This is a genomic window from Nocardioides sp. NPDC059952, assembly GCF_042730435.1.
In the GTDB taxonomy this organism is placed as follows: domain Bacteria; phylum Actinomycetota; class Actinomycetes; order Propionibacteriales; family Nocardioidaceae; genus Nocardioides.
In genome coordinates this window covers 26,182-44,490 of record NZ_JBHWLY010000006.1, presented here as the reverse complement: position 1 = coordinate 44,490, position 18,309 = coordinate 26,182, and the positions used below count along the sequence as shown (strand labels likewise).

Below are 18,309 nucleotides of genomic sequence, written 5' to 3'. Positions count from 1 at the left end.
CACCATGCACACCCCACAGAACCGTGCCCTCCGGGCCGTCACGGCGGTGGCCGGCGTATCGCTGGCGCTCTCGGCGTGCGGATCCACCGCCGAAGGCGACGAGTCGACGGCTCCGAAGGCCGAGGAGGGCGGCCGCCTCGCGGTGACCTACGCCAACGGCATCGCCGTCCTGGACGCCGAGTCCCTCGATGTCGTCGAGGAGTTCGAGACCGAGGAGTTCGTACGTCTCAACCCGATCGGCGACGGCCGCAACCTCGCGGTCACCACCAGCGAGGGCTTCCAGGTGCTCGACACCCGGACCCCCGAGCTGACCGACCTCGTCTTCCCGGCCGACACCGGCGGGCACGTCGTCCACCACGGCGACAACACGGTCCTCTTCGCCGACGGCAGCGGCGAGACGACCATCTTCGAGACCGGCGCGCTGGGCGACGCGGGCAAGCTTCCCGAGACCACGACCTGGACGGCACCCGATGCCCACCACGGCGTCTCGATCGTGCTCGAGGACGGCACCCTGCTGACCACCGTGGGCACCGAGGAGAGCCGCTCGGGCGCGATCGCCCTGACGCCCGAGGGAAGCAGCTTCGAGCAGGTCGCCGCCAACGACACCTGCCCCGGCATCCACGGTGAGGGCACCGCGGCCGACGAGGCGGTGGTCTTCGGCTGCGAGGACGGCGCCCTGCTCTACCGCGACGGCGCGTTCGAGAAGCTCCAGGCCCCCGACGAGTACGGCCGGATGGGCAACGCGTACGTCTCGGAGACCAGCCCGATCATCGTCGGCGACTACAACACCGACCCCGACGCCGAGGGCTACCTGCTCGACACGGTCACCCTCATCGACACCGAGAAGAGCACGTTCAAGCCGGTCGCGCTGCCCGAGGGCGTCGAGTACACCTTCCGCGACGTGGCGCGCGGCCCGGAGGACCTCGCCTACATCCTCGCCACCGACGGCTCGATCCACGTCCTGGACCCCGCGACCGGGAAGATCACCGACGAGTTCCCGGTCGTGAAGCCCTGGGAGGGGCCGGTGGAGTGGCAGGACCCGCACCCGGCGATCAAGGTGAGCGGCGACATCGCCTACGTCACCGAGCCGGCCGCCAACACCGTGCACGCTGTCGACCTCACCTCAGGTGAGGTCACCGCCTCCGTCGAGCTCGACGAGCAGCCGAACGAGATCGCGGTCGGCTGAGTCTCGTGTCCTGTCGTGCTCGGCTCAGTCGCCCGCCGGAACCACCATCGGCGTACCGGCGACCGGGTCGGGCACGACGACGCACGGCAGCCCGAACGCCTTCTCGACGACCTCCGCGGTGACCACCTCGGCCGGCGGCCCCTCGGCGAGGATCCGGCCGTCCGCCATGACCACGAGGTGGTCGCTGTAGCGGCAGGCCAGGTTGAGATCGTGCAGCACCGTGACGATGGTCCGCCCGGTCTCCCGGTTGAGCGTGCGCAGCAGCCGGAGCAGATCGACCTGGTGACTGATGTCGAGGTACGTCGTCGGCTCGTCGAGCAGCAGCAGATCGGTCTGCTGGGCGAGCGCCATCGCGATCCAGACCCGCTGTCGCTGGCCCCCGGACAGCTCGCGCAGCGGACGGTCGACGAGCTCTCCCGTGTCGGTGGCAAGAAGAGCCTCGGAGACCGCCTCCTCGTCGCGCGCGCTCCAGTGGCGGAACCAGCCCTGGTGCGGGTGGCGTCCGCGCGAGACCAGGTCGCCGACGGTGATGCCGTCAGGGGCGACCGGGGTCTGGGGGAGCAGCCCGAGGATCCGGGCGACCTCGCGCGAGCCGCGATCGAGGATCGGGGTCCCGTCGAGCAGCACCTCGCCGGCGGACGGACGCAGCAGCCGGGCGAGGCCCCGCATCAGCGTCGACTTGCCGCAGGCGTTGGCGCCGACGATCGCCGTCACCCGCCCGTCGAGCACGTCGAGATCAAGCCGGTCGACGACCACCCGGTCGTCGTAGCCGAGCGACAGCTCACGCGCCGCGAGGCGCGGCGCCTGGTTCTCGCTCATCCGCCCATTCCTCTCCGGTTGGTGGTGGCGATGAGCCACAGCAGGTACGGCGCGCCGACGGCGCCGGTGACGACGCCGGTCGGGACCTCGACCGGCAGCAGGTTCATGGCGACGTAGTCGGCGATCAGGCACACGATCGCGCCGACCGCACCGGCCGCGACGATGCCGCCGCGGGCGCTGCCGAGCAGCCGGTCGGCGACCGGCCCGGCGACAAGGGCGACGAACGCGATCGGTCCGGCGACCGCGGTGGCCAGCGAGGTCAGCAGCACCCCGGTCGCGATCAGTGCGAGCCTGGTCGCCTCGATGCGTACGCCCAGACCGCGGGCGGTGTCGTCGCCCAGCTCGACCGCGCGGAGCATGCGCTGGAGCAGCGGCACCAGGGGTGCGAGCACCACGAGAGCGATCAGCAGCGCGTTGTTCTCCGCGTCGCCGGCCTGCCCGATCGAGCCGGTCAGCCAGTGCAGTGCGGCCCGGGCCTCGGTGAGCGAGGTGCGGGTGAGCAGGTAGCCGGTGACGCCGGTGCAGAACGCCGCCGTGCCGATCCCGATCAGCACGAAGCGGTAGCCGGTGATGCCGTCGCGCCAGGCCAGGACGTACATCGCGACCGCGGTCAGCAGCCCGCCGCCGAAGGCCAGCACGGGAAGGCTCACCCCGGCGAGCGCGGGCACCGCGATGCCGGCGACGGCCGCGACGCTCGCGCCCGCTGAGATGCCGACGAAGTCGGGGGAGGCCAGCGGGTTGCGCAGCAGCTGCTGGAAGATCGTGCCGGCCGCGCCGAGGGCCAGCCCGACGCACACGGCCGCCTTGACCTGCGGTCCGCTCAGGTCGCGCACGATGAAGTCGACGGCGGCGTGGTCGCGCAGATGGAGCAGCGAGGCCAGCACCTGGTCGAGGCTGAGCTGGACCGAGCCGAAGCAGAGCGTGAGCAGGGCCAGGACGGCGGCGACGACGAGCAGGACGGCAGGTACGACGCCCGCGCGGACCCGACGGCTGCGGCGCGTGCGCCGCAGGTCCGTGACGGTCTGGGGCGTGACGGTCTGGGGCATGACGCTCATAGGTCCGCCAGCCGGGCGTAGCGGACGAGGAGCACGAAGAACGGGGCGCCGATGATGCCGAGGACCACCCCGACCTGGAGCTCGCCCGTGCCGCCGAGGGCCCGCCCGAGGACGTCCGCGCCGAGCAGCAGCAGCGCACCGAGCACCATCGAGTAGGGCAGGACCCAGCGGTAGTCGGGACCGCACAGGAAGCGCGCCACGTGCGGCACCACCAGACCGACGAAGACGATGGGACCGCACGCCGCGGTCGCCGCGCCGCAGAGCAGCCCGACGACGAGGAACGACAGGATCCGGGTCCTGGTCAGGGAGACGCCCAGCCCACGGGCGGCGTCGTCGCCCAGGGCCAGGGCGTTGAGCCAGCGACCGCACAGCAGTGCCAGGACGACGCCGACCAGCAGGAACGGGGCCACGCCCGTCACGATCGGGGCGTAGCGGCCGGCCAGCGAGCCGACCTGCCAGAAGCGGTACTGCTGCTGGGCGTCGAGGTCGGTCAGCAGCAGCCCGGTGGTCACCGCGGTCAGCCCCGCGGTGATCGCGGCCCCGGCGAGGGCCATCTTCACCGGCGTCGCGCCGTCACGCCCCAGCGATCCGACGGCATAGACGAGCACGGTCGCCGCCAGCGCTCCGGCGAACGCCGCGAGGACGTGGAACCCGAGCGAGCTGATGCCGAGCAGGGTGATCGAGCCGACCACGGCGAAGGCGGCCCCGGCGTTGACGCCCATGACCCCGGGGTCGGCGATGGCGTTGCGGGTCAGCCCCTGCAGCAGGGTCCCGGCCAGCCCGAGAGCCGCGCCGGCGAGCAGTCCGAGCACGGTCCGGGGGACCCGCAGGCGTACGGTCACGGTGTCCTCGACCGAGGTGGCCTGGATGCTGAGCACATTCTCGGGTCGGAACGCGTCGAGAACCTCGGTCAGCGCGATGTCGCGCGACCCGAGGGTCACGCTGAGGAAGGCGAGGACGGGCACGAGTGCGACGAGCAGCAGCAGGCCGACGGCGAGCCCGGAGGCCCGCCGCCGTCGTGCTGGTGTGGGCGTCGCGGTGGCGACGGAGGCGGTCACCGCCGGGGTCAGTCGCCGATGGTGTCGTCGACGTCGGCGAGGTCGGCGGTGAGCTTGGTCAGGGCGTCGGCGTAGTCGGCGTAGGTGTGCAGCCAGAAGGCCGGCCACTCGATGACCTGGCCTTCCTTCGCCGCGCGGATGGACGTCCAGGTCGGCTGGCCCTCGGCCGTCTTCGTGGCGTCCACGAAGGTGCGGCTGTCGATCAGCAGGACGTCGGGCTGGTACTTGTCGGCGTTCTCCCAGCTCAGGTTCTCCCAGTAGGGGAAGTCCGGGTCGGGCGAGTCGGGCGTGACGACCTGCAGGCCCCACTCGGTGAAGTCGAGCAGCTCCGGGGCGTACTCCGGGTTGGCGGCGTAGAGCAGGTCGTCGGCGGGGGAGACCGCCAGCGCGGTCAGGTCCTTGTCCTTCATCTCGGCGATGAACCCGTCGCGGGCCTTCTCGAAGGCCTCCTTGTCCTCGGCGCCCTGGGAGCTCTCGACGTCCGCGCCCAGGCTCTCGGCGAGGTCCTCGTAGCCCTCGGCCAGGTTGAGGATCGAGCCGCCCTGGGACGCGCCGACGACCGGCGCCAGCTCGGCGAGCTTCTTGCTCTTGGCCTTGGTGCCGTTCTCCAGGCCCGAGTGTGCCTTCTCGGCCGGCCACCAGTCGGCGACGATCAGGTCCGGGCTCAGCGTGGACGCCTTGGCGACGTCGATCGAGCCCCACTCCTCACCGAGGATCTCGATGTCGGTCAGGTCGACGCCGTCCAGGTTCGGGTCGGTCTCGACCGACTCGTCGCCGTAGATGCCGACCGGGCGGATGCCGTAGGAGATCAGTGCGGCGGCCGCGGGGGCGTGGGCGATGATCCGGGTCGGCGTCTTGTCCGTCTCCACGACCTCGCCCGAGCCGTCGGTGAAGCTCCACGGGCCGTCGGGAACCGAGGACGCTCCGGATGCCGGCTTCGCGCCGTCGTCGTCGGCGATGTCGGAGGAGCAGGCGGACAACGCGAGGACCAGGGCAGCGGCAGTGGCCGTGGCTGCGGCGAGGTGGGGTCTCATGAGGTGAGGCTAACCTAAACCGGCCTCGGGTGGGTATGGATCCGGTTGACTAGGAAAGTGCCCGACGGGAGCTGTCGAGGAACGTACGGAAGGCCGTGCGGTCCTCGGGTCCGAGATCGGCCAGCATCTGCTCCTCCAGCTCTTCGACGCGAGGATCGTAGGTGTCGAGGAAGGCCCGCCCCTCGGTGGTGAGGCTGATCAGCATGCGGCGCCGGTTGTCGGGGTCGATGCGGCGCTCGATGAGACCGCGGCGCTCGAGGGCGCCTATGAGATCGGCGGCGGACTGGGCACGTACGAACGAGGCGCGGGCCAGGTCGGCCGCGCTCATCGTGGGGCGGCGCTCGAGCACCGAGAGGGCGGTGTACTGCAGGGCGGTGACCCCTGATTCCTTCAGGATGGCGTCGAGGCGGGCTCGGGTCGCGAGCTCGAGCTGCTTGACGACGTAGAGCAGCAGGGGTGCGTCGGTCATGCGGTCATTCAAGCATCGCCGCGCTTGCGGGAGGAGCCTACTTCTGAGATTATCAGGATTCCTGTCAATCATGAGGAGTTCATCATGCTCGGAACCCCCCTGCCCGATGCCCTGCGGGCGGAGCGCATCGACGACATCGCGGTGCTGACGCTCGCCCGGCCCGCGAAGCGGAACGCGCTCAGCGACGAGGCGGTGCTCGGGATCGAGCGGTTCTTCGATGCCCTCGAGCCGGACGTACGCGCCGTCGTCATCGACGCGGACGGCGACCACTTCTGCGCCGGGCTCGACCTTTCCGAGATGACCGAGCGCGACACCCTCGCCGGCGTCAGCCACTCGCGGATGTGGCACCGCGTCTTCGAGAAGATCGAGTTCGGGCCGGTCCCGGTCGTGGCGGCGCTGAAGGGTGCCGTGGTCGGGGGCGGGCTGGAGCTCGCCGCCGCCGCGCACGTCCGGGTCGCGGAGGAGTCCACCTTCTACGCGCTGCCCGAGGGACAGCGCGGGCTCTTCGTCGGCGGCGGCGCCTCGGTGCGCGTCCCGCGGCTCATCGGGGTCTCCCGGATGGCCGACATGATGCTGACCGGCCGTCGCTACGATGCGCAGGAGGGGCTGGGCCTGGGCCTGAGCCAGTACGCGGTGGCCGACGGCACCGGCCGCAAGACCGCCCTCGAGCTGGCCGGCCGGATCGCCCAGAACGCGCCGCAGACCAACTTCGCCGTCGTGCAGGCGCTGCCGCGCATCGCCGAGGCCAACCCCCGAGACGGCTTCCTGATGGAGTCGCTGATGGCTGCGATCGCGCAGGGGACCGACGATGCCAAGGGCCGGATGCAGGACTTCCTCGCCGGACGCGCCGGGAAGGTGACGGACCAGTGAGCATCGAGCAGGGTGATGTCGTCTGGTCGCCTCCCGCCGACGTGCTCTCCACGTCCCGGGTCGGTGAGTTCCTGGCCTGGCTCGCCCTCGAGCGCTCTGTGGAGATGACGACCCACGAGGAGCTGTGGCGCTGGTCGGTGACCGACCTCGACGGCTTCTGGTCGGCGGTGTGGGAGTTCTTCGGGGTGCAGGCGCACGCTCCGTACGACACCGTCCTCGCCTCCCGCGAGATGCCCGGGGCACGCTGGTTCCCCGGGGCGATGCTCAACTACGCCGAGCACGCGCTCGGCACCGACGAGGATCTGGACCGGGTCGCCGTGCTCGGCCGCTCGCAGACCCGCGACGACGTCGAGCTGACCTTCGGCGACCTGCGCGACCAGGTGGCCCGGGCGCGGGCGGCGCTGGCGAGGCTGGGCGTACGCCGCGGCGACCGCGTCGCCGGCTACCTCCCCAACATCCCCGAGGCCCTGGTCGCCTACCTCGCCACGGCGAGCCTGGGCGCGACCTGGGCGTCGTGTGCCAGCGAGTTTGGGCCGCGCAGCGTGATCGACCGCTTCGCCCAGATCGAGCCGGTCGTGCTGCTGGTCGCCGGTGGCTACCGCTACGGCGCCAAGGACGTCGACCGGCGCGAGCAGGTGGCCGAGATCCGGGCCGAGCTGCCGTCGGTGCGGCACGTGGTCGACGTCGAGTACGGCGAGCACCGGGTCGAGGACGCGCTCTCCTGGACTGCTCTGCTGGCGTCGGAGGAAGGGGCCGAGCCGGCCTTCGAGCCGGTGCCGTTCGACCACCCGCTGGTGGTGCTCTTCTCCTCCGGCACGACCGGGCGGCCGAAGGCGATCGTCCACGGCCACGGCGGCATCCTGCTCGAGCACCTCAAGAACCACGCGCTCTCGTGGGACATGGGGCCGCAGGACCGGATGCTCTGGTTCTCCACGACCGCCTGGATGATGTGGAACGCGCTGGTGTCCTCGCTCCTGGTGCGCTCCTCGATCGTCATGGTCGACGGCAACCCGATGCACCCCGACCTGACCTGGCAGTGGCGGCTCGCGGCCTCGACCGGGGCGACGGTCATGGGCGCCAGCCCGGGCTTCGTGATGGCCTGCCGCAAGGAAGGTCTCGAGCTGAAGGACCTCGGTGACCTGCGAATTCGCGTCCTCGGCTCGGCCGGCGCGCCGCTCCCGCCGGAGGGCTACGCCTGGCTCGCCGACCAGCTTCCCGGCGCCCAGATCAACGTCGGCAGCGGCGGCACCGACGTCTGCTCCGGCATCGTGCAGAACAACCCGCTGCTCCCGGTCTACGCCGGGGAGATCTCCGGCCGCTGCCTCGGCGTCGACGCCCACGCCTTCGACGAGTCCGGCCGCCCGGTGAGCGGCGAGCTCGGCGAGCTGGTCATCACCTCGCCGATGCCCTCCATGCCGGTCGGCTTCTGGGGCGATCCCGACGGGTCTCGCTACCGCGAGGCCTACTTCGACCACTTTCCCGGCGTGTGGCGCCACGGTGACTGGATCCTCTTCCACGACAACGGCAGCTGCCACGTCGCCGGCCGCTCCGACGCGACCCTCAACCGCGGCGGCGTACGCCTCGGCACCGCCGAGTTCTACCGCGTCGCCGAGGAGGTGGACGGTGTCGCCGACTCGTTGGTCGTCCATCTCGAGGACCCCGACGGCGGCAACGGCGAGCTGCTGCTCTTCGTGGTCACCGACGAGGGTTCCCGACTCGACGACCCGCTCCGGGCCCGCCTGGTCCGCGCACTGCGCTCGGCGCTCTCCCCACGGCACGTCCCCGACCAGGTGATCGAGGTGCCCGCGGTGCCGCGCAACCTCACTGGCAAGAAGCTCGAGCTGCCGGCCAAGCGCATCCTGCAGGGCGTACGTCCTGAGGACGTCGCCAGTCGCGACGCCCTCGCGAACTCTGCCTCCCTCGACCCGTTCGTCGCGCTGGCGCGGTCCGGCGCCCTGCAGAAGGTGGACCAATGAGCGGCCCGCGGAATGTTCACCGAGGTAACTCGGTGAGTGGTCACCTCCTTCGTGGAGTTCCACGCGGGAACCGCAGCTCCACCGAGGTATCTCGGTCAGCATCCAAGGAACTGGCAGCATGAGGAGCGGTGAGAACGTTCGTACGCTCGGGGTCGTCGGCACCGGAGCGATCGGGGTCAGCTGGGTGGTGCTCGGGCTCGAGCACGGGCTCGACGTGGTCGCCTGGGACCCGGCCGAGGGCGCGGAGGAGCGGCTGCGGGCGCAGGTCCCGGAGGGCGGGCTGCGGTTCGCGGCCGATCTTGCCGAGGTCGGCGCGGCCGCGGACCTGGTGCTCGAGAGCGGACCGGAGCGGCTGGAGGTCAAGCGCGAGATCTTCGCGACGCTCGATGCGGCCGCTCCGCCCGAGGTGCTGCTGACCAGCAGCTCCTCGGGCCTGATGCCGAGCACGTTCCAGGACGCCTGCACGCATCACCCCGAGCGAGTGCTGGTGGCCCACCCGTTCAACCCGCCGCACCTGGTGCCGCTGGTCGAGGTCGTGGGCGGCTCCGCGACGGCTGCGAAGGCTGTCGAGGCCGCCCTGGAGACCCTGCGCCACCTGGGCAAACGCCCCATCCACATCCGCCGCGAGGTCCCAGGGCACGTGGCCAACCGGCTCCAGGCCGCTCTGTGGCGCGAGGCCTACCACCTCGTCGACCAGGGCATCGTCTCGGTCGCCGACATCGACACCGCGATCGCCGACGGCCCGGGCCTGCGCTGGTCGCTGCTCGGCCCCTTCGCGACCCAGCACCTCTCCGGCGGTCCCGGCGGGCTGGGCCACGTGCTCGAGCACCTCGGCCCGCCCATGGTCGACTGGTGGGACGACCTGGGCCACCCCGAGCTCACCGCCGTGCTGGTCGAGAAGCTGGTCGACGGCGTCGAGGAGGAGCTCGACGGGACGTCCGCCGAGGACCTGGTCGCGCGCCGTGACCAGGCGCTGCGGCGACTGCTGGAGATCAAGACCGACCTCGGGCTCGGCTGAGACCCGAGCCCACGAGACGAACGAGGATCGACATGTTGGACAGCGGCATCGGATCGTGGCCCGCCCGACGGGCCCGGATGACCCCCGGCGCGCGGGCGTTCGTCCAGGACGACGCGGTGGTGACGTACGCCGAGGTCGACCGCCTCGTCGAGGAGGTCGCCCACGGGCTGCGCGCCCGCGGCGTCGCGGCGGGTGACCGGGTCGCCTTCCTGGGCCTGAACTCGATCGAGCTCGCGGTCACGCTCTTCGCCACCGCCCGGCTCGGCGCCGTCTTCCTGCCGCTCAACACCCGGCTGGCGCCGCCCGAGCTGGCCTGGATCCTCGCCGACGCCGAGCCGGTGCTGCTGATCCACGCCGACGACTTCGACGCGTCGGTCGCCGCAGAGGCGGTCGCGGCGATGGGCCTGCCGAGCCATCGGTTCACCGCCGCCGGCGGCCACGGCCTCGGCACCCTCGCGGTGCCGTCGAAGGAGCGGATCGACGTCGAGGTCGGGCCGGACGACGTCTTCATGATCCAGTACACCTCCGGCACCAGCGGCCGCCCCAAGGGCGTGATGTTGACGCACGGAAACATCGCCTGGAACGCCTTCAACCTGCTCGTCGACGTCGACATCCGCTCCGACGAGATCGCCCTGGTCACCGCCCCGCTGTTCCACACCGCGGCGCTCAACCAGGTGCTGCTCCCGACCTTCCTCAAGGGTGGGACATCCCTCATCGCGGCCCGCTTCGACCCTGCCGCCGCGATCGCGACGATCGAGCGCGAGCGGGTCACCCTGCTCTTCGGTGTCACCTCGATGTACCAGGCCCTCGCCCACGAGCCGACCTGGGCGAGCGCCGACCTCGACAGTCTCCGCTCGGCCCTGAGCGGCGGAGCGCCGATCCCGCGCACGCTCCTGGACACCTGGCAGAGCCGCGGCCTGCACATCATCCAGGGCTACGGCCTCACCGAGGCGTCCCCGGGGACGACCATGCTGCGTGCCGGCGACGGCCTCGACAAGCTCGGCTCGGCCGGCACCCCCTGCTTCTTCACCGACGTACGCGTCGTGGCGCCCGGCAACACCGAGGCGGCACCCGGCCAGGCCGGCGAGGTGCACGTCAGCGGCCCCAACGTGACTCCCGGCTACTGGCACAACGAAGCGGCGACGGAGGCTGCGTTCGACGGTGCCTGGCTGCGTACGGGTGATGTCGCGGTGCTCGACGACGACGGCTTCCTCTACGTGGTCGACCGGGTGAAGGACATGTTCATCAGCGGTGGCGAGAACGTCTATCCGGCCGAGGTCGAGCAGGCGATCTACACCCATCCCGACGTCGCCGAGGCCGCCGTCATCGGCGTCCCCGACGAGCGCTGGGGCGAAGTGGGCAGAGCCGTCGTCGTACGCCGCCCGGACTCCGCCCTCGACCAGGACGACCTGCTGAAACACCTCGATGGACGGCTGGCCCGCTACAAGGTCCCCAAGGCCGTCGTCTTCGTCGACGAGATCCCGCACAACGCCTCCGGGAAGCTGCTGAAGTCCCGGGTCCGCGAGCTGTATGGCACCCCGAAAGGAGCATGACGCATGCCCACCCCCTACGAGCCCCGCATCGACACCGGGTCGATCCGAGCCCTCGACATGCACACCCATGTCGAGGCCGACCACCACGGCCACCTCTCGCTCGACCAGGAGCTGATGGACGCCTCGGCGGCCTACTTCCGCGGCGACCACCCCCGCACCCCGACCGTCGACGACCTCGCCGCCTACTACCGCGAGCGGAACATGGCGGCGGTGATCTTCACCGTCGACGCCTCGACCGGCCTCGACCACCCGCCGCTGTCGAGCGAGGAGATCGCCGAGCGCGCGACCGAGCACGCCGACGTGCTGATCCCGTTCGGCTCGGTGGACCCTCGCCGGGGCGAGGCGGCCGTGAAGCAGGCCAGAAGACTGGTCGAGGACCTCGGCGTACGCGGCTTCAAGTTCCATCCCGGCCTGCAGGCCTTCTCCCCGAACGACCCGGAGCACACCCCGCTGTGGGCGACCCTCCAGGAGCTCGGCGTGGTCGCCTTGTTCCACACCGGCCAGACCGGGATCGGGGCCGGCCTGCCCGGCGGCCGCGGTATCAAGCTGCGCTACTCCGACCCGCTGCTCCTCGACGACGTGGCCGCCGACTTCCCCGACCTGCAGATAGTGATGGCTCACCCCGCCGTCCCCTGGGTCGACGTGCAGATCTCGATCGCCACCCACAAGGCCAACGTGCACATCGACCTGTCCGGCTGGTCGCCGAAGTACTTTCCGCCGCAGCTGGTCAAGCAGCTCAACGGCCCGCTGCGCCACAAGGTGCTCTTCGGCTCCGACTTCCCGGTGATCACCCCCGATCGCTGGTTCGCCGACCTGGAGAAGCTCGAGATCAAGGACGAGGTCCGCCCTCTGCTGGTGAAGGACAACGCCCTGCGCCTGCTCGGGCTGGTCTGAGCAGGCGCAGGGCGGGGCTCACGACCAGTCGGGTGAGTACGGCCGGTTGAACGCGTCCGGCCGGAACGGGATGAACCGGGCCGGTCCGAGGTCGAAGGACTCCGCGACCCGGTTCATCCGGGCCGGAGTCTCCCGGCCGTGCCATGCGCCGGTGTCGAGCCGGTGCAGCAGCAGGTCGGCTGCCGCGACGCGCTCGGCGTCGGTGAACCCGCAGTGGGTCGGCGCCTCGACGTAGGTCTGGCGCAGGAGGTGCGCGTTGCCTGCCCGGGTGACCTCGTCCTGATACTCGCTCTGCTGGGCGACCGTCGAGATCTGGTCGCCGATGTTGCTCATCGTCACGACCGGCACGCTGATCCGGCCGTCGAACTCGGTCCCGAGCGCGAAGCGCTCCACGGCGGCGGGATCGGCGCCGATCCGTTCGGCGTCGTCGACCTGCGAGACGTCGGCCGCGAGCGACAGCCCGGCCTGCCGGTAGAGCCGGGAGACCACTCGGCGTGCCTCCGGCGAGGCGCCGGCGAACTGCTCGGCGTAGTCGACGCCGGTGTTCCACGACGGGTTGCCGCCGACCAGGGCCTCGAAGGTCCGTCGGCTGCTCATCGCCTGGCCGATGTAGGGGAGCGAGTCGGCGGCCAGGGCGCCGTACCAACCCCGCTGGTACGCCTCGGTGTCCCGGGGTTCGGGCCGCGGCTCAGACTCGGACCATGCCGGCAGCTGGCCGATGGTGGCGGCCAGCGCGATCCGGGCGCGCCCGGCGGGAGTCTGCTGAGCCTCGGCGAGGCGCTGCTGCCAGGCCGCGATCGACCCCTTGACGTCATCCGGGATCCCGACGACCGGCAGGGTGCCGGCGGGATCGAGCAGCGTCGAGAGGACGAAGACGGTGTCCAGCTTCTGGTTCCACTGCGAGACGGTGCCGGACAGCCCGCCGCACATCGAGACGACACCGTCGATCGCGTCCGGGTAGTGCTGGGCGACGCCGGCGGCGACGAACCCACCCATCGAGCTGCCCATCGTGATCCGCCGGTCGGCCTCGCCGGCGGCGTCCTCGAACCGGTCCAGCGCCTCCACCTGATTGGCGAGGGCGCCGGGAATGTTCCATCCCGTCACGGTGCGGGTCGTGCCGCCGTACGCCGCGCCCTGCTCGACCAGACGCTCGGCCGTTCGGGAGGCGGTGGCCGAGCCGGCGAAGTCGAGGTCGACGAAGACGGTGCCGTTCCAGTCGTCCGGGACCAGGAAGCGGTAGGGCGTCGAGTCGTCGAGGCGTCCGCTGATCACGGTGGTCTCCTTCGCTGCCATGGCGGGGGTGCCGACGGCCAGCAGTGCCGGCGCCGCCACGACCGCAGCGACCGCTGCGGCGATCGTGGTTCTCGGTCTTGCGTGCAGGTTCATCACAGCTCACTTTCCTGGTGGGGTCGTACGTCGAGGCGGCTCTCGCCACGACGAAGGGCATGGAGGGCGACGGCGAACGCGCAGGTCAGGGCGACGGCGGCCCCCGTCAGCAGCGACACCCGTCCGGAGGTCCGGTCGATGACCCAGCCGCTGATCAGGCCACCGAACGGCGCCATCCCGACGTTGCCCAGCATCATCAGCGCCATCACGCGGCCGACCGCTCGTGCCGGTGCCGCGGCCTGGGCGACCGCGTTGATGACGGCGGTGTAGAAGCCGAAGCCGAGGCCGAGCACGGGGGCGAGCGCGAGGAAGACCGCGAGCGTGCCGGGCAGCGCGCTGGTGAACAGGGTGGCGCCGAGCAGTGCGCAGCCCGCGGCGAGCGTCGCCGTCGACACCCTGGGCAGCGCGGTCGCGACCAGGCCTCCGGCCACGGCGCCGACGGCGTTGAGGGCGTGGTTGAGGCCGACGCTCGTCGCCGATCCGTCGAAGGTCAGCGTCACCACGGAGGTGAGGACGATGTTCAGGTTGAGCGCCAGCAGCGCGATCACGGCGTTGACGACCAGCAGAAGCCGTAGCGACGGATCCGCCAGGAGCCCTCCGACCCGGCCGGTCCCGAGGTCGAGGTGCCGCACCGGAGGGTCCTCGCGAGGACGTACGAAGAGCAGCAGGACCCACACGAGCACGAAGGAGGCGGCGTTCGCCAGCAGGCACACGACCGGGCCGGCCGCCTGGAACAGCAGCCCGGCCAGGCCGGGCCCGATCGAGCGCCCGGCCGCCACCGCGATCGTGCTCAGAGACACCGCCCGGCCGAGCCGGTCCGCGCTCACCAGCGACCGGATGATCGCCTGGGCGGCGACGCGCTCGAAGGCGTTCACCGCTCCGAGGCAGGCGACCAGGCCGTAGATCACCAGCAGGCTCGGAGCATCTGCCGCGACCGCGACGGCGAGCAGCGAGACCACGACGGCCGACAGCGCTGCGCCGATCAGCAGGACGGCTCGCGAGCTGACCCGGTCGACGATCCGGCCCGCATGGATGCTGAGCAGCAGGATCGGCAGGAACTGCGCGAAGGTCACGCCGCCGAGGGCCTGGGCGCTGCCGGTCGCCTCGAGCACCACCAGCGACAGCGCGAGATTCTGGAACCAGGTGCCGACGTTCGTGACCACCTGCCCGACGAAGTATCGGCGGAAGTCCGGCTGGGCGAGCGGAGAGAGGATCCCGACGTACGTCATCAGGTCAGTCCCTCGCGGGCACCCGATCGCGCAGGAAGTCGGCGATCCGCTCGGGGATGCGAGCCGCGCCGCTCGAGCGCGAGTCGGCGTTGTTGGCGCGGATCTCCAGCACCGGGATGCCCTCCGCCTCAAGGGCCTCGGAGATGAACCGACCGCCCGGGGTGTCGTCGGCGACGAGGTGCACGACGCCGTCGACGCCGTGAGCCAACGCCTCCTTGACGTACCACTGCGCCGACCACGGCGGTACGTAGAGCAGGTCGGTCAGGCCGACGAACCGGGCCGCGAGCGCCCGGAGCGGGTCGGGGCCGTAGCGGACGTAGCCGTCCGCCGCGATCGCCAGGTACATCGACCACACGAACACCGCGCCGAACTCCTCGTGGAACCGCTGGTAGAGGTCGAGGTCGGACCAGAGGCCACGACCGATCCACATCAGCCGTCGCCGCTCCCCGGGACAGACGACGACACCCTCGTCGACCCGCTGGGCCACCTCGTCGTGCAGCCGGCGAGCCGCATCGACGGCCCATTGCGTGCCCCGGTGCCACTGCGGGACCATCACCGCCGGCATCGTGTCGTTGACCAGGACCGGTGCCGGTCGGGCGGTGGCGAGGAGGTCCCGCGTGCGCCGGTTCCACTCGGCCTGCTCGTTGGCCAGCCGCATGATCTCCGCGAAGCGGTCCTCGTCGAAGGCGCGTCCGGTGCGCTCCTCCAGCCAGCCGATCAGGTCCTCGATCTCGCTCTGCAGGAGATCGAGGCGATCGGTGCCGAACGCCGCCTCCCATTCGTACGGCACCAGCTCCCACCATCGCGGCGGCACCGGGTCGGCCGCGGTGCGCGAGAGCAGGTACGTCTCGGTCCCGGGCCGGCGGCCCCACTGCTCGAAGATCTTGTGGGTCACGTCGCCATGGCTGTCCGCGATCGCGAACGCCGGGTCGGGCAGCCCGCCCCACGGCTGCTGCTCGATCGGCAGCATCTGGGCGCCGAGCGGCATGGCGTCGTACTGCTGGCTGTGGTCCGGCAGGCCGGTGTCGGCCAGCAGGCGCATGCTCGCCGGCCCGAGGCGCTTGGCGGAGATGATCGAGGCCCACCACTGGTTGACGACGTACGGCACGTCGAACGCGCGCAACACCTCGTGCGGCGCATCCGCGTTGACGAGCGCGATCGGGTCGCCCTCGCGGGCGTGCCGCGCCGTCTCGGCGAACCACTGCTTCTGATGCTGCGTCGCGGCGCGGGCCGCTTCGAGCCGGCTCATGAGTGGATTCCTCCTGCTGTGGATGCGAGCCCGGCCCGGATCTCGGCGACGCTCTCCTGGGCCGCGGTGACCGGGTCCTCGGCCGACCGGATACGGGTGCGAGCCACGAGCGGGACCCCGAGGCGACCGAGCGCCAGCCGCTGGTCGGGCAGGTCCCAGGCCGAGGCGTCGTCGTGCTCACGCACCAGCGCCAACGCCGCCCTCGCTCCGGTCTGCTCGGCGCACGTGGCGGTGTACGCCGCTCGTGCCGCGGCCAGGCCACGCGTGGCAGCGGCCGGGCGGGCGAGGTGCCCGGCCGCCAACCCGTCGATCACCTCGCCGACGGTGGGCGCCTCGACGGCGACACCGAGCCAGGCCAGGTCGCCGGTGTCGTGGTCCTCGCCGACCACGACGACGTCTCCGGTTCGCTCCAGGGCGTCGTAGACGCCGGGGTCGGGGTGGTTGCTCCCGGTCACGAAGACGGGTGTCGCGCCCGGTGCGGTCGAAGCCTGGGCCTCGGTCACCGCGGCGACCGCCTCCTCGGGCGGCATGGCGACCGCGGCGCGGTAGACCCGGAGAGCCGCTGAGCCCGCACAGCCACCGGACCGGCGACGCTCGCGCATCGTCTCGAGTGCACGTCCCAGAGCCCGCTCCCGCTCGGCCGCGCGGTGGAGCGACCCGATGTCGGCGCGCCGGCCCGTGACCTGTTCGCAGAAGTCGAGCAGACGGGCGTACTGCCTCCCCACGAATCGCCGGGCCGCCGGGCTGTCCAGGCGGGGAGCGTCGACGAGGTGGACCGGGAAGGGCAGGCGCCCGCGCCGGGCGAGGATGCGCAGGACGTAGAAGATGCGGAGGTGGGTCTGCGAGTCATGGCAGACCACCAGTGCGGCGAGATCGTCGTGCCGGCCGGACAACAGGTCGTCCAGGACCCGCCCGGTGGCTGCGTCGACGGTGCCCAGCAGCTCGGCGGTCTCCGCGGAGACGGGTTCGTGCCAGGACCCGAGCAGGCGCTGCGGGACCGCACCGGCGGCGAGCACAAGCTGGCGGGGGACGTCGTCGCCGACGATGCCGATCCGTGGCGCGCCGGCGCCGGTCACAGGACACCGGCTTCGCGGAGCTTCTCGACCCGGTCGGCGTCGTAGCCGAGCAGGTCGCCGAGCACGCTCTCGGTGTGCTCGCCCAGGCCCGGAGCCGGAGCGGTGATGTCGACCTGGCTGCGGGAGAAGACCATCGGGATCCCGCTGCCGTAGAGGCCGTCGTGGTGCCCGAACTTCGGGTGCACCAGCGGCGTGACCTCGCCACGCCCCGTCACGATCTCGTCGCGGACCGCCTGAGCCGTGTCGCGCACCGGAGCGACGGGCACCGAGCTGGCCTCCAGCGCGGCGAGCGCCGACGCCAGGGTTCGTCCGGCCGCCCAATCGCCGATCATCCGATGCAGGAGGTCGGCGTTGGCGACGCGGGCGTCCCGCGTACCGAACAGGTCCGAGTCGGCCAGGTCCGCCTGACCGATCGCGGCGAGGACGCCGTTCGCGAAGGCGTCGGTCGGGGCACAGATGGCGAACCAGCCGTCTTGCGCGCGGAAGGTGCCGAAGGGGGCGAGCCGGGGCACGAGCGAACCCGTACGCAACGGGAAGCCGACCGACTCCAGGGCGTCGAAGGGTTCGCAGGCGACCAGCGAGGTGAGGCTGCCGAGCATGGAGACGTCGACGTGCTGTCCTTCGCCCGTACGCGCGGCGTCGAGGACGGCGGCGAGGGTGCCGATGACCGCGAACAGCGGGGCGACCAGGTCACCGATCGGCAGCCCGAACCGGACGGGCGGGTCACCGGGCTCGCCCGCGGTCATCATCACGCCGCTGAGCGCCTGGATGATCGTGTCCATCGCCTTGCCGTCGCCCGCCACGCCCTGGGCGCCGAAGCCGCTGATCGAGGTGTAGACGACGCGGTCGTTGACCGCCCGGACGGCCGCGTAGTCGATGCCGAGCCGTTCGGTCACCCCAGCGCTGTAGTTCTCGACGACGATGTCGGCGTTGCGGACGAGGTCGAGGAAGACCTGCCTGCTCTCCGGCTGCTTCAGGTTGAGCGTGATGCTCTCCTTGCCGCGGCCACGCGACAGCATCGACACCGACATGTCGTCCGGCGAGGAGCGCCGCAGCCGCAGCCCGTCGGCGGTCAGGTAGGGCGAGTTGTTGCGGGAGGAGTCGCCGCCCCTCGTGGGGTTCTCCACCTTGATCACCCGCGCGCCGAGGCCGGCGAGCAGCAGTGTCGCGTACGGGCCGGCGAGCGCTGTCGTCAGATCGATGACGGTCTTTCCGGCCAAAGGTCCCGAACTCATGTCACACCTCGGCTTCTCAGGGTTCCTGGCATTCAATATCAAGCAACTTGATATCACGGAGATTCGTGAGTCCACAAGGCAATGGCCATTGGAAGCCCTTCTCGCCGTACCGGAGCGTCTTCCGACAAATTTACGCGCTGCTATTGACAGGATCCCTGACTGATGCTGATATCAAGTCACATGAGAAGTGCCGTACGTCACA

Annotated in this window: 16 protein-coding genes; 6 read left to right on the top strand and 10 right to left on the bottom strand. The window is 71.4% G+C overall.

Annotation, left to right across the window (positions count from 1 at the left end; translation table 11 throughout):
* The first annotated feature begins 4 nt into the window (after nucleotides 1–4).
* Entirely contained in the window at nucleotides 5–1,186 is a 1,182-nt protein-coding gene (aztD, locus tag ACFV9G_RS04375) for a zinc metallochaperone AztD (protein ID WP_378725217.1), read from the top strand.
* A gap of 24 nt (nucleotides 1,187–1,210) precedes the next feature.
* Here the strand turns inward: aztD and ACFV9G_RS04370 are convergent, their stop codons facing one another.
* Genes ACFV9G_RS04370 through ACFV9G_RS04350 form a run of 5 tightly spaced genes read right to left on the bottom strand, consistent with a single transcriptional unit; the run spans nucleotide 1,211 to nucleotide 5,621 of the window.
* Nucleotides 1,211–2,005: an ABC transporter ATP-binding protein gene (locus tag ACFV9G_RS04370; RefSeq protein WP_378725215.1), complete on the bottom strand. Its 795-nt coding sequence runs from the start codon at nucleotides 2,003–2,005 to the stop codon at nucleotides 1,211–1,213.
* Nucleotides 2,002–3,051: a FecCD family ABC transporter permease gene (locus ACFV9G_RS04365; RefSeq protein ID WP_378725214.1), complete on the bottom strand. Its 1,050-nt coding sequence runs from the start codon at nucleotides 3,049–3,051 to the stop codon at nucleotides 2,002–2,004. Before ACFV9G_RS04365 ends, ACFV9G_RS04370 begins: the two co-directional genes overlap by 4 nt.
* Nucleotides 3,052–3,056: 5 nt before the next feature.
* The gene (locus ACFV9G_RS04360) at nucleotides 3,057–4,118 is read right to left on the bottom strand and encodes a FecCD family ABC transporter permease (RefSeq protein ID WP_378725212.1); all 1,062 of its coding nucleotides are present in this window, start codon (nucleotides 4,116–4,118) and stop codon (nucleotides 3,057–3,059) included.
* Between the two features lie 8 nt (nucleotides 4,119–4,126).
* A complete protein-coding gene (locus ACFV9G_RS04355) occupies nucleotides 4,127–5,152 on the bottom strand; it encodes an ABC transporter substrate-binding protein (protein WP_378725210.1) in 1,026 nt (341 codons plus the stop codon).
* A 49-nt stretch (nucleotides 5,153–5,201) separates the two neighbouring features.
* Nucleotides 5,202–5,621, bottom strand: a complete 420-nt coding sequence (locus ACFV9G_RS04350; protein WP_378725208.1) for a MarR family winged helix-turn-helix transcriptional regulator — start codon at nucleotides 5,619–5,621, stop codon at nucleotides 5,202–5,204.
* A gap of 84 nt (nucleotides 5,622–5,705) precedes the next feature.
* Here ACFV9G_RS04350 and ACFV9G_RS04345 point away from each other — a divergent pair, with 84 nt between their 5' ends.
* The 5 genes from ACFV9G_RS04345 (at nucleotide 5,706) to couO (ending at nucleotide 11,932) form a co-directional block, all read left to right on the top strand.
* Entirely contained in the window at nucleotides 5,706–6,491 is a 786-nt protein-coding gene (locus ACFV9G_RS04345; RefSeq protein WP_378725206.1) for a crotonase/enoyl-CoA hydratase family protein, read from the top strand.
* On the top strand, nucleotides 6,488–8,467 hold the full coding sequence (locus ACFV9G_RS04340; protein ID WP_378725204.1) for an acetoacetate--CoA ligase: 1,980 nt from the start codon (nucleotides 6,488–6,490) through the stop codon (nucleotides 8,465–8,467). Before ACFV9G_RS04345 ends, ACFV9G_RS04340 begins: the two co-directional genes overlap by 4 nt.
* A 118-nt stretch (nucleotides 8,468–8,585) precedes the next feature.
* Complete coding sequence (locus tag ACFV9G_RS04335) at nucleotides 8,586–9,485, top strand: 3-hydroxyacyl-CoA dehydrogenase NAD-binding domain-containing protein (protein ID WP_378725202.1); 900 nt, start codon at nucleotides 8,586–8,588, stop codon at nucleotides 9,483–9,485.
* Between the two features lie 32 nt (nucleotides 9,486–9,517).
* Complete coding sequence (locus ACFV9G_RS04330; protein ID WP_378725200.1) at nucleotides 9,518–11,038, top strand: long-chain fatty acid--CoA ligase; 1,521 nt, start codon at nucleotides 9,518–9,520, stop codon at nucleotides 11,036–11,038.
* Between the two features lie 3 nt (nucleotides 11,039–11,041).
* Nucleotides 11,042–11,932: a 4-hydroxyphenyl-beta-ketoacyl-CoA hydrolase gene (gene couO / locus ACFV9G_RS04325; protein WP_378725199.1), complete on the top strand. Its 891-nt coding sequence runs from the start codon at nucleotides 11,042–11,044 to the stop codon at nucleotides 11,930–11,932.
* Between the two features lie 18 nt (nucleotides 11,933–11,950).
* On the opposite strand, the gene ACFV9G_RS04320 is transcribed toward couO, so the two are convergent.
* The 5 genes from ACFV9G_RS04320 to ACFV9G_RS04300 are packed head-to-tail and all read right to left on the bottom strand — an operon-like array spanning nucleotide 11,951 to nucleotide 18,107.
* Nucleotides 11,951–13,318 carry an alpha/beta fold hydrolase gene (locus tag ACFV9G_RS04320; RefSeq protein ID WP_378725197.1) on the bottom strand — a complete coding sequence of 456 codons (1,368 nt, stop codon included), beginning with the start codon at nucleotides 13,316–13,318 and terminating at the stop codon, nucleotides 11,951–11,953.
* Entirely contained in the window at nucleotides 13,318–14,547 is a 1,230-nt protein-coding gene (locus ACFV9G_RS04315; RefSeq protein ID WP_378725195.1) for an MFS transporter, read from the bottom strand. Before ACFV9G_RS04315 ends, ACFV9G_RS04320 begins: the two co-directional genes overlap by 1 nt.
* A 4-nt stretch (nucleotides 14,548–14,551) precedes the next feature.
* On the bottom strand, nucleotides 14,552–15,796 hold the full coding sequence (locus tag ACFV9G_RS04310) for a 2-hydroxyacyl-CoA dehydratase (protein WP_378725193.1): 1,245 nt from the start codon (nucleotides 15,794–15,796) through the stop codon (nucleotides 14,552–14,554).
* Entirely contained in the window at nucleotides 15,793–16,872 is a 1,080-nt protein-coding gene (locus ACFV9G_RS04305; RefSeq protein ID WP_378725191.1) for a 2-hydroxyacyl-CoA dehydratase family protein, read from the bottom strand. Before ACFV9G_RS04305 ends, ACFV9G_RS04310 begins: the two co-directional genes overlap by 4 nt.
* Complete coding sequence (locus tag ACFV9G_RS04300; RefSeq protein ID WP_378725190.1) at nucleotides 16,869–18,107, bottom strand: CaiB/BaiF CoA transferase family protein; 1,239 nt, start codon at nucleotides 18,105–18,107, stop codon at nucleotides 16,869–16,871. The genes ACFV9G_RS04305 and ACFV9G_RS04300 overlap by 4 nt, the downstream gene beginning before the upstream one ends.
* Nucleotides 18,108–18,309 lie beyond the last annotated feature (202 nt).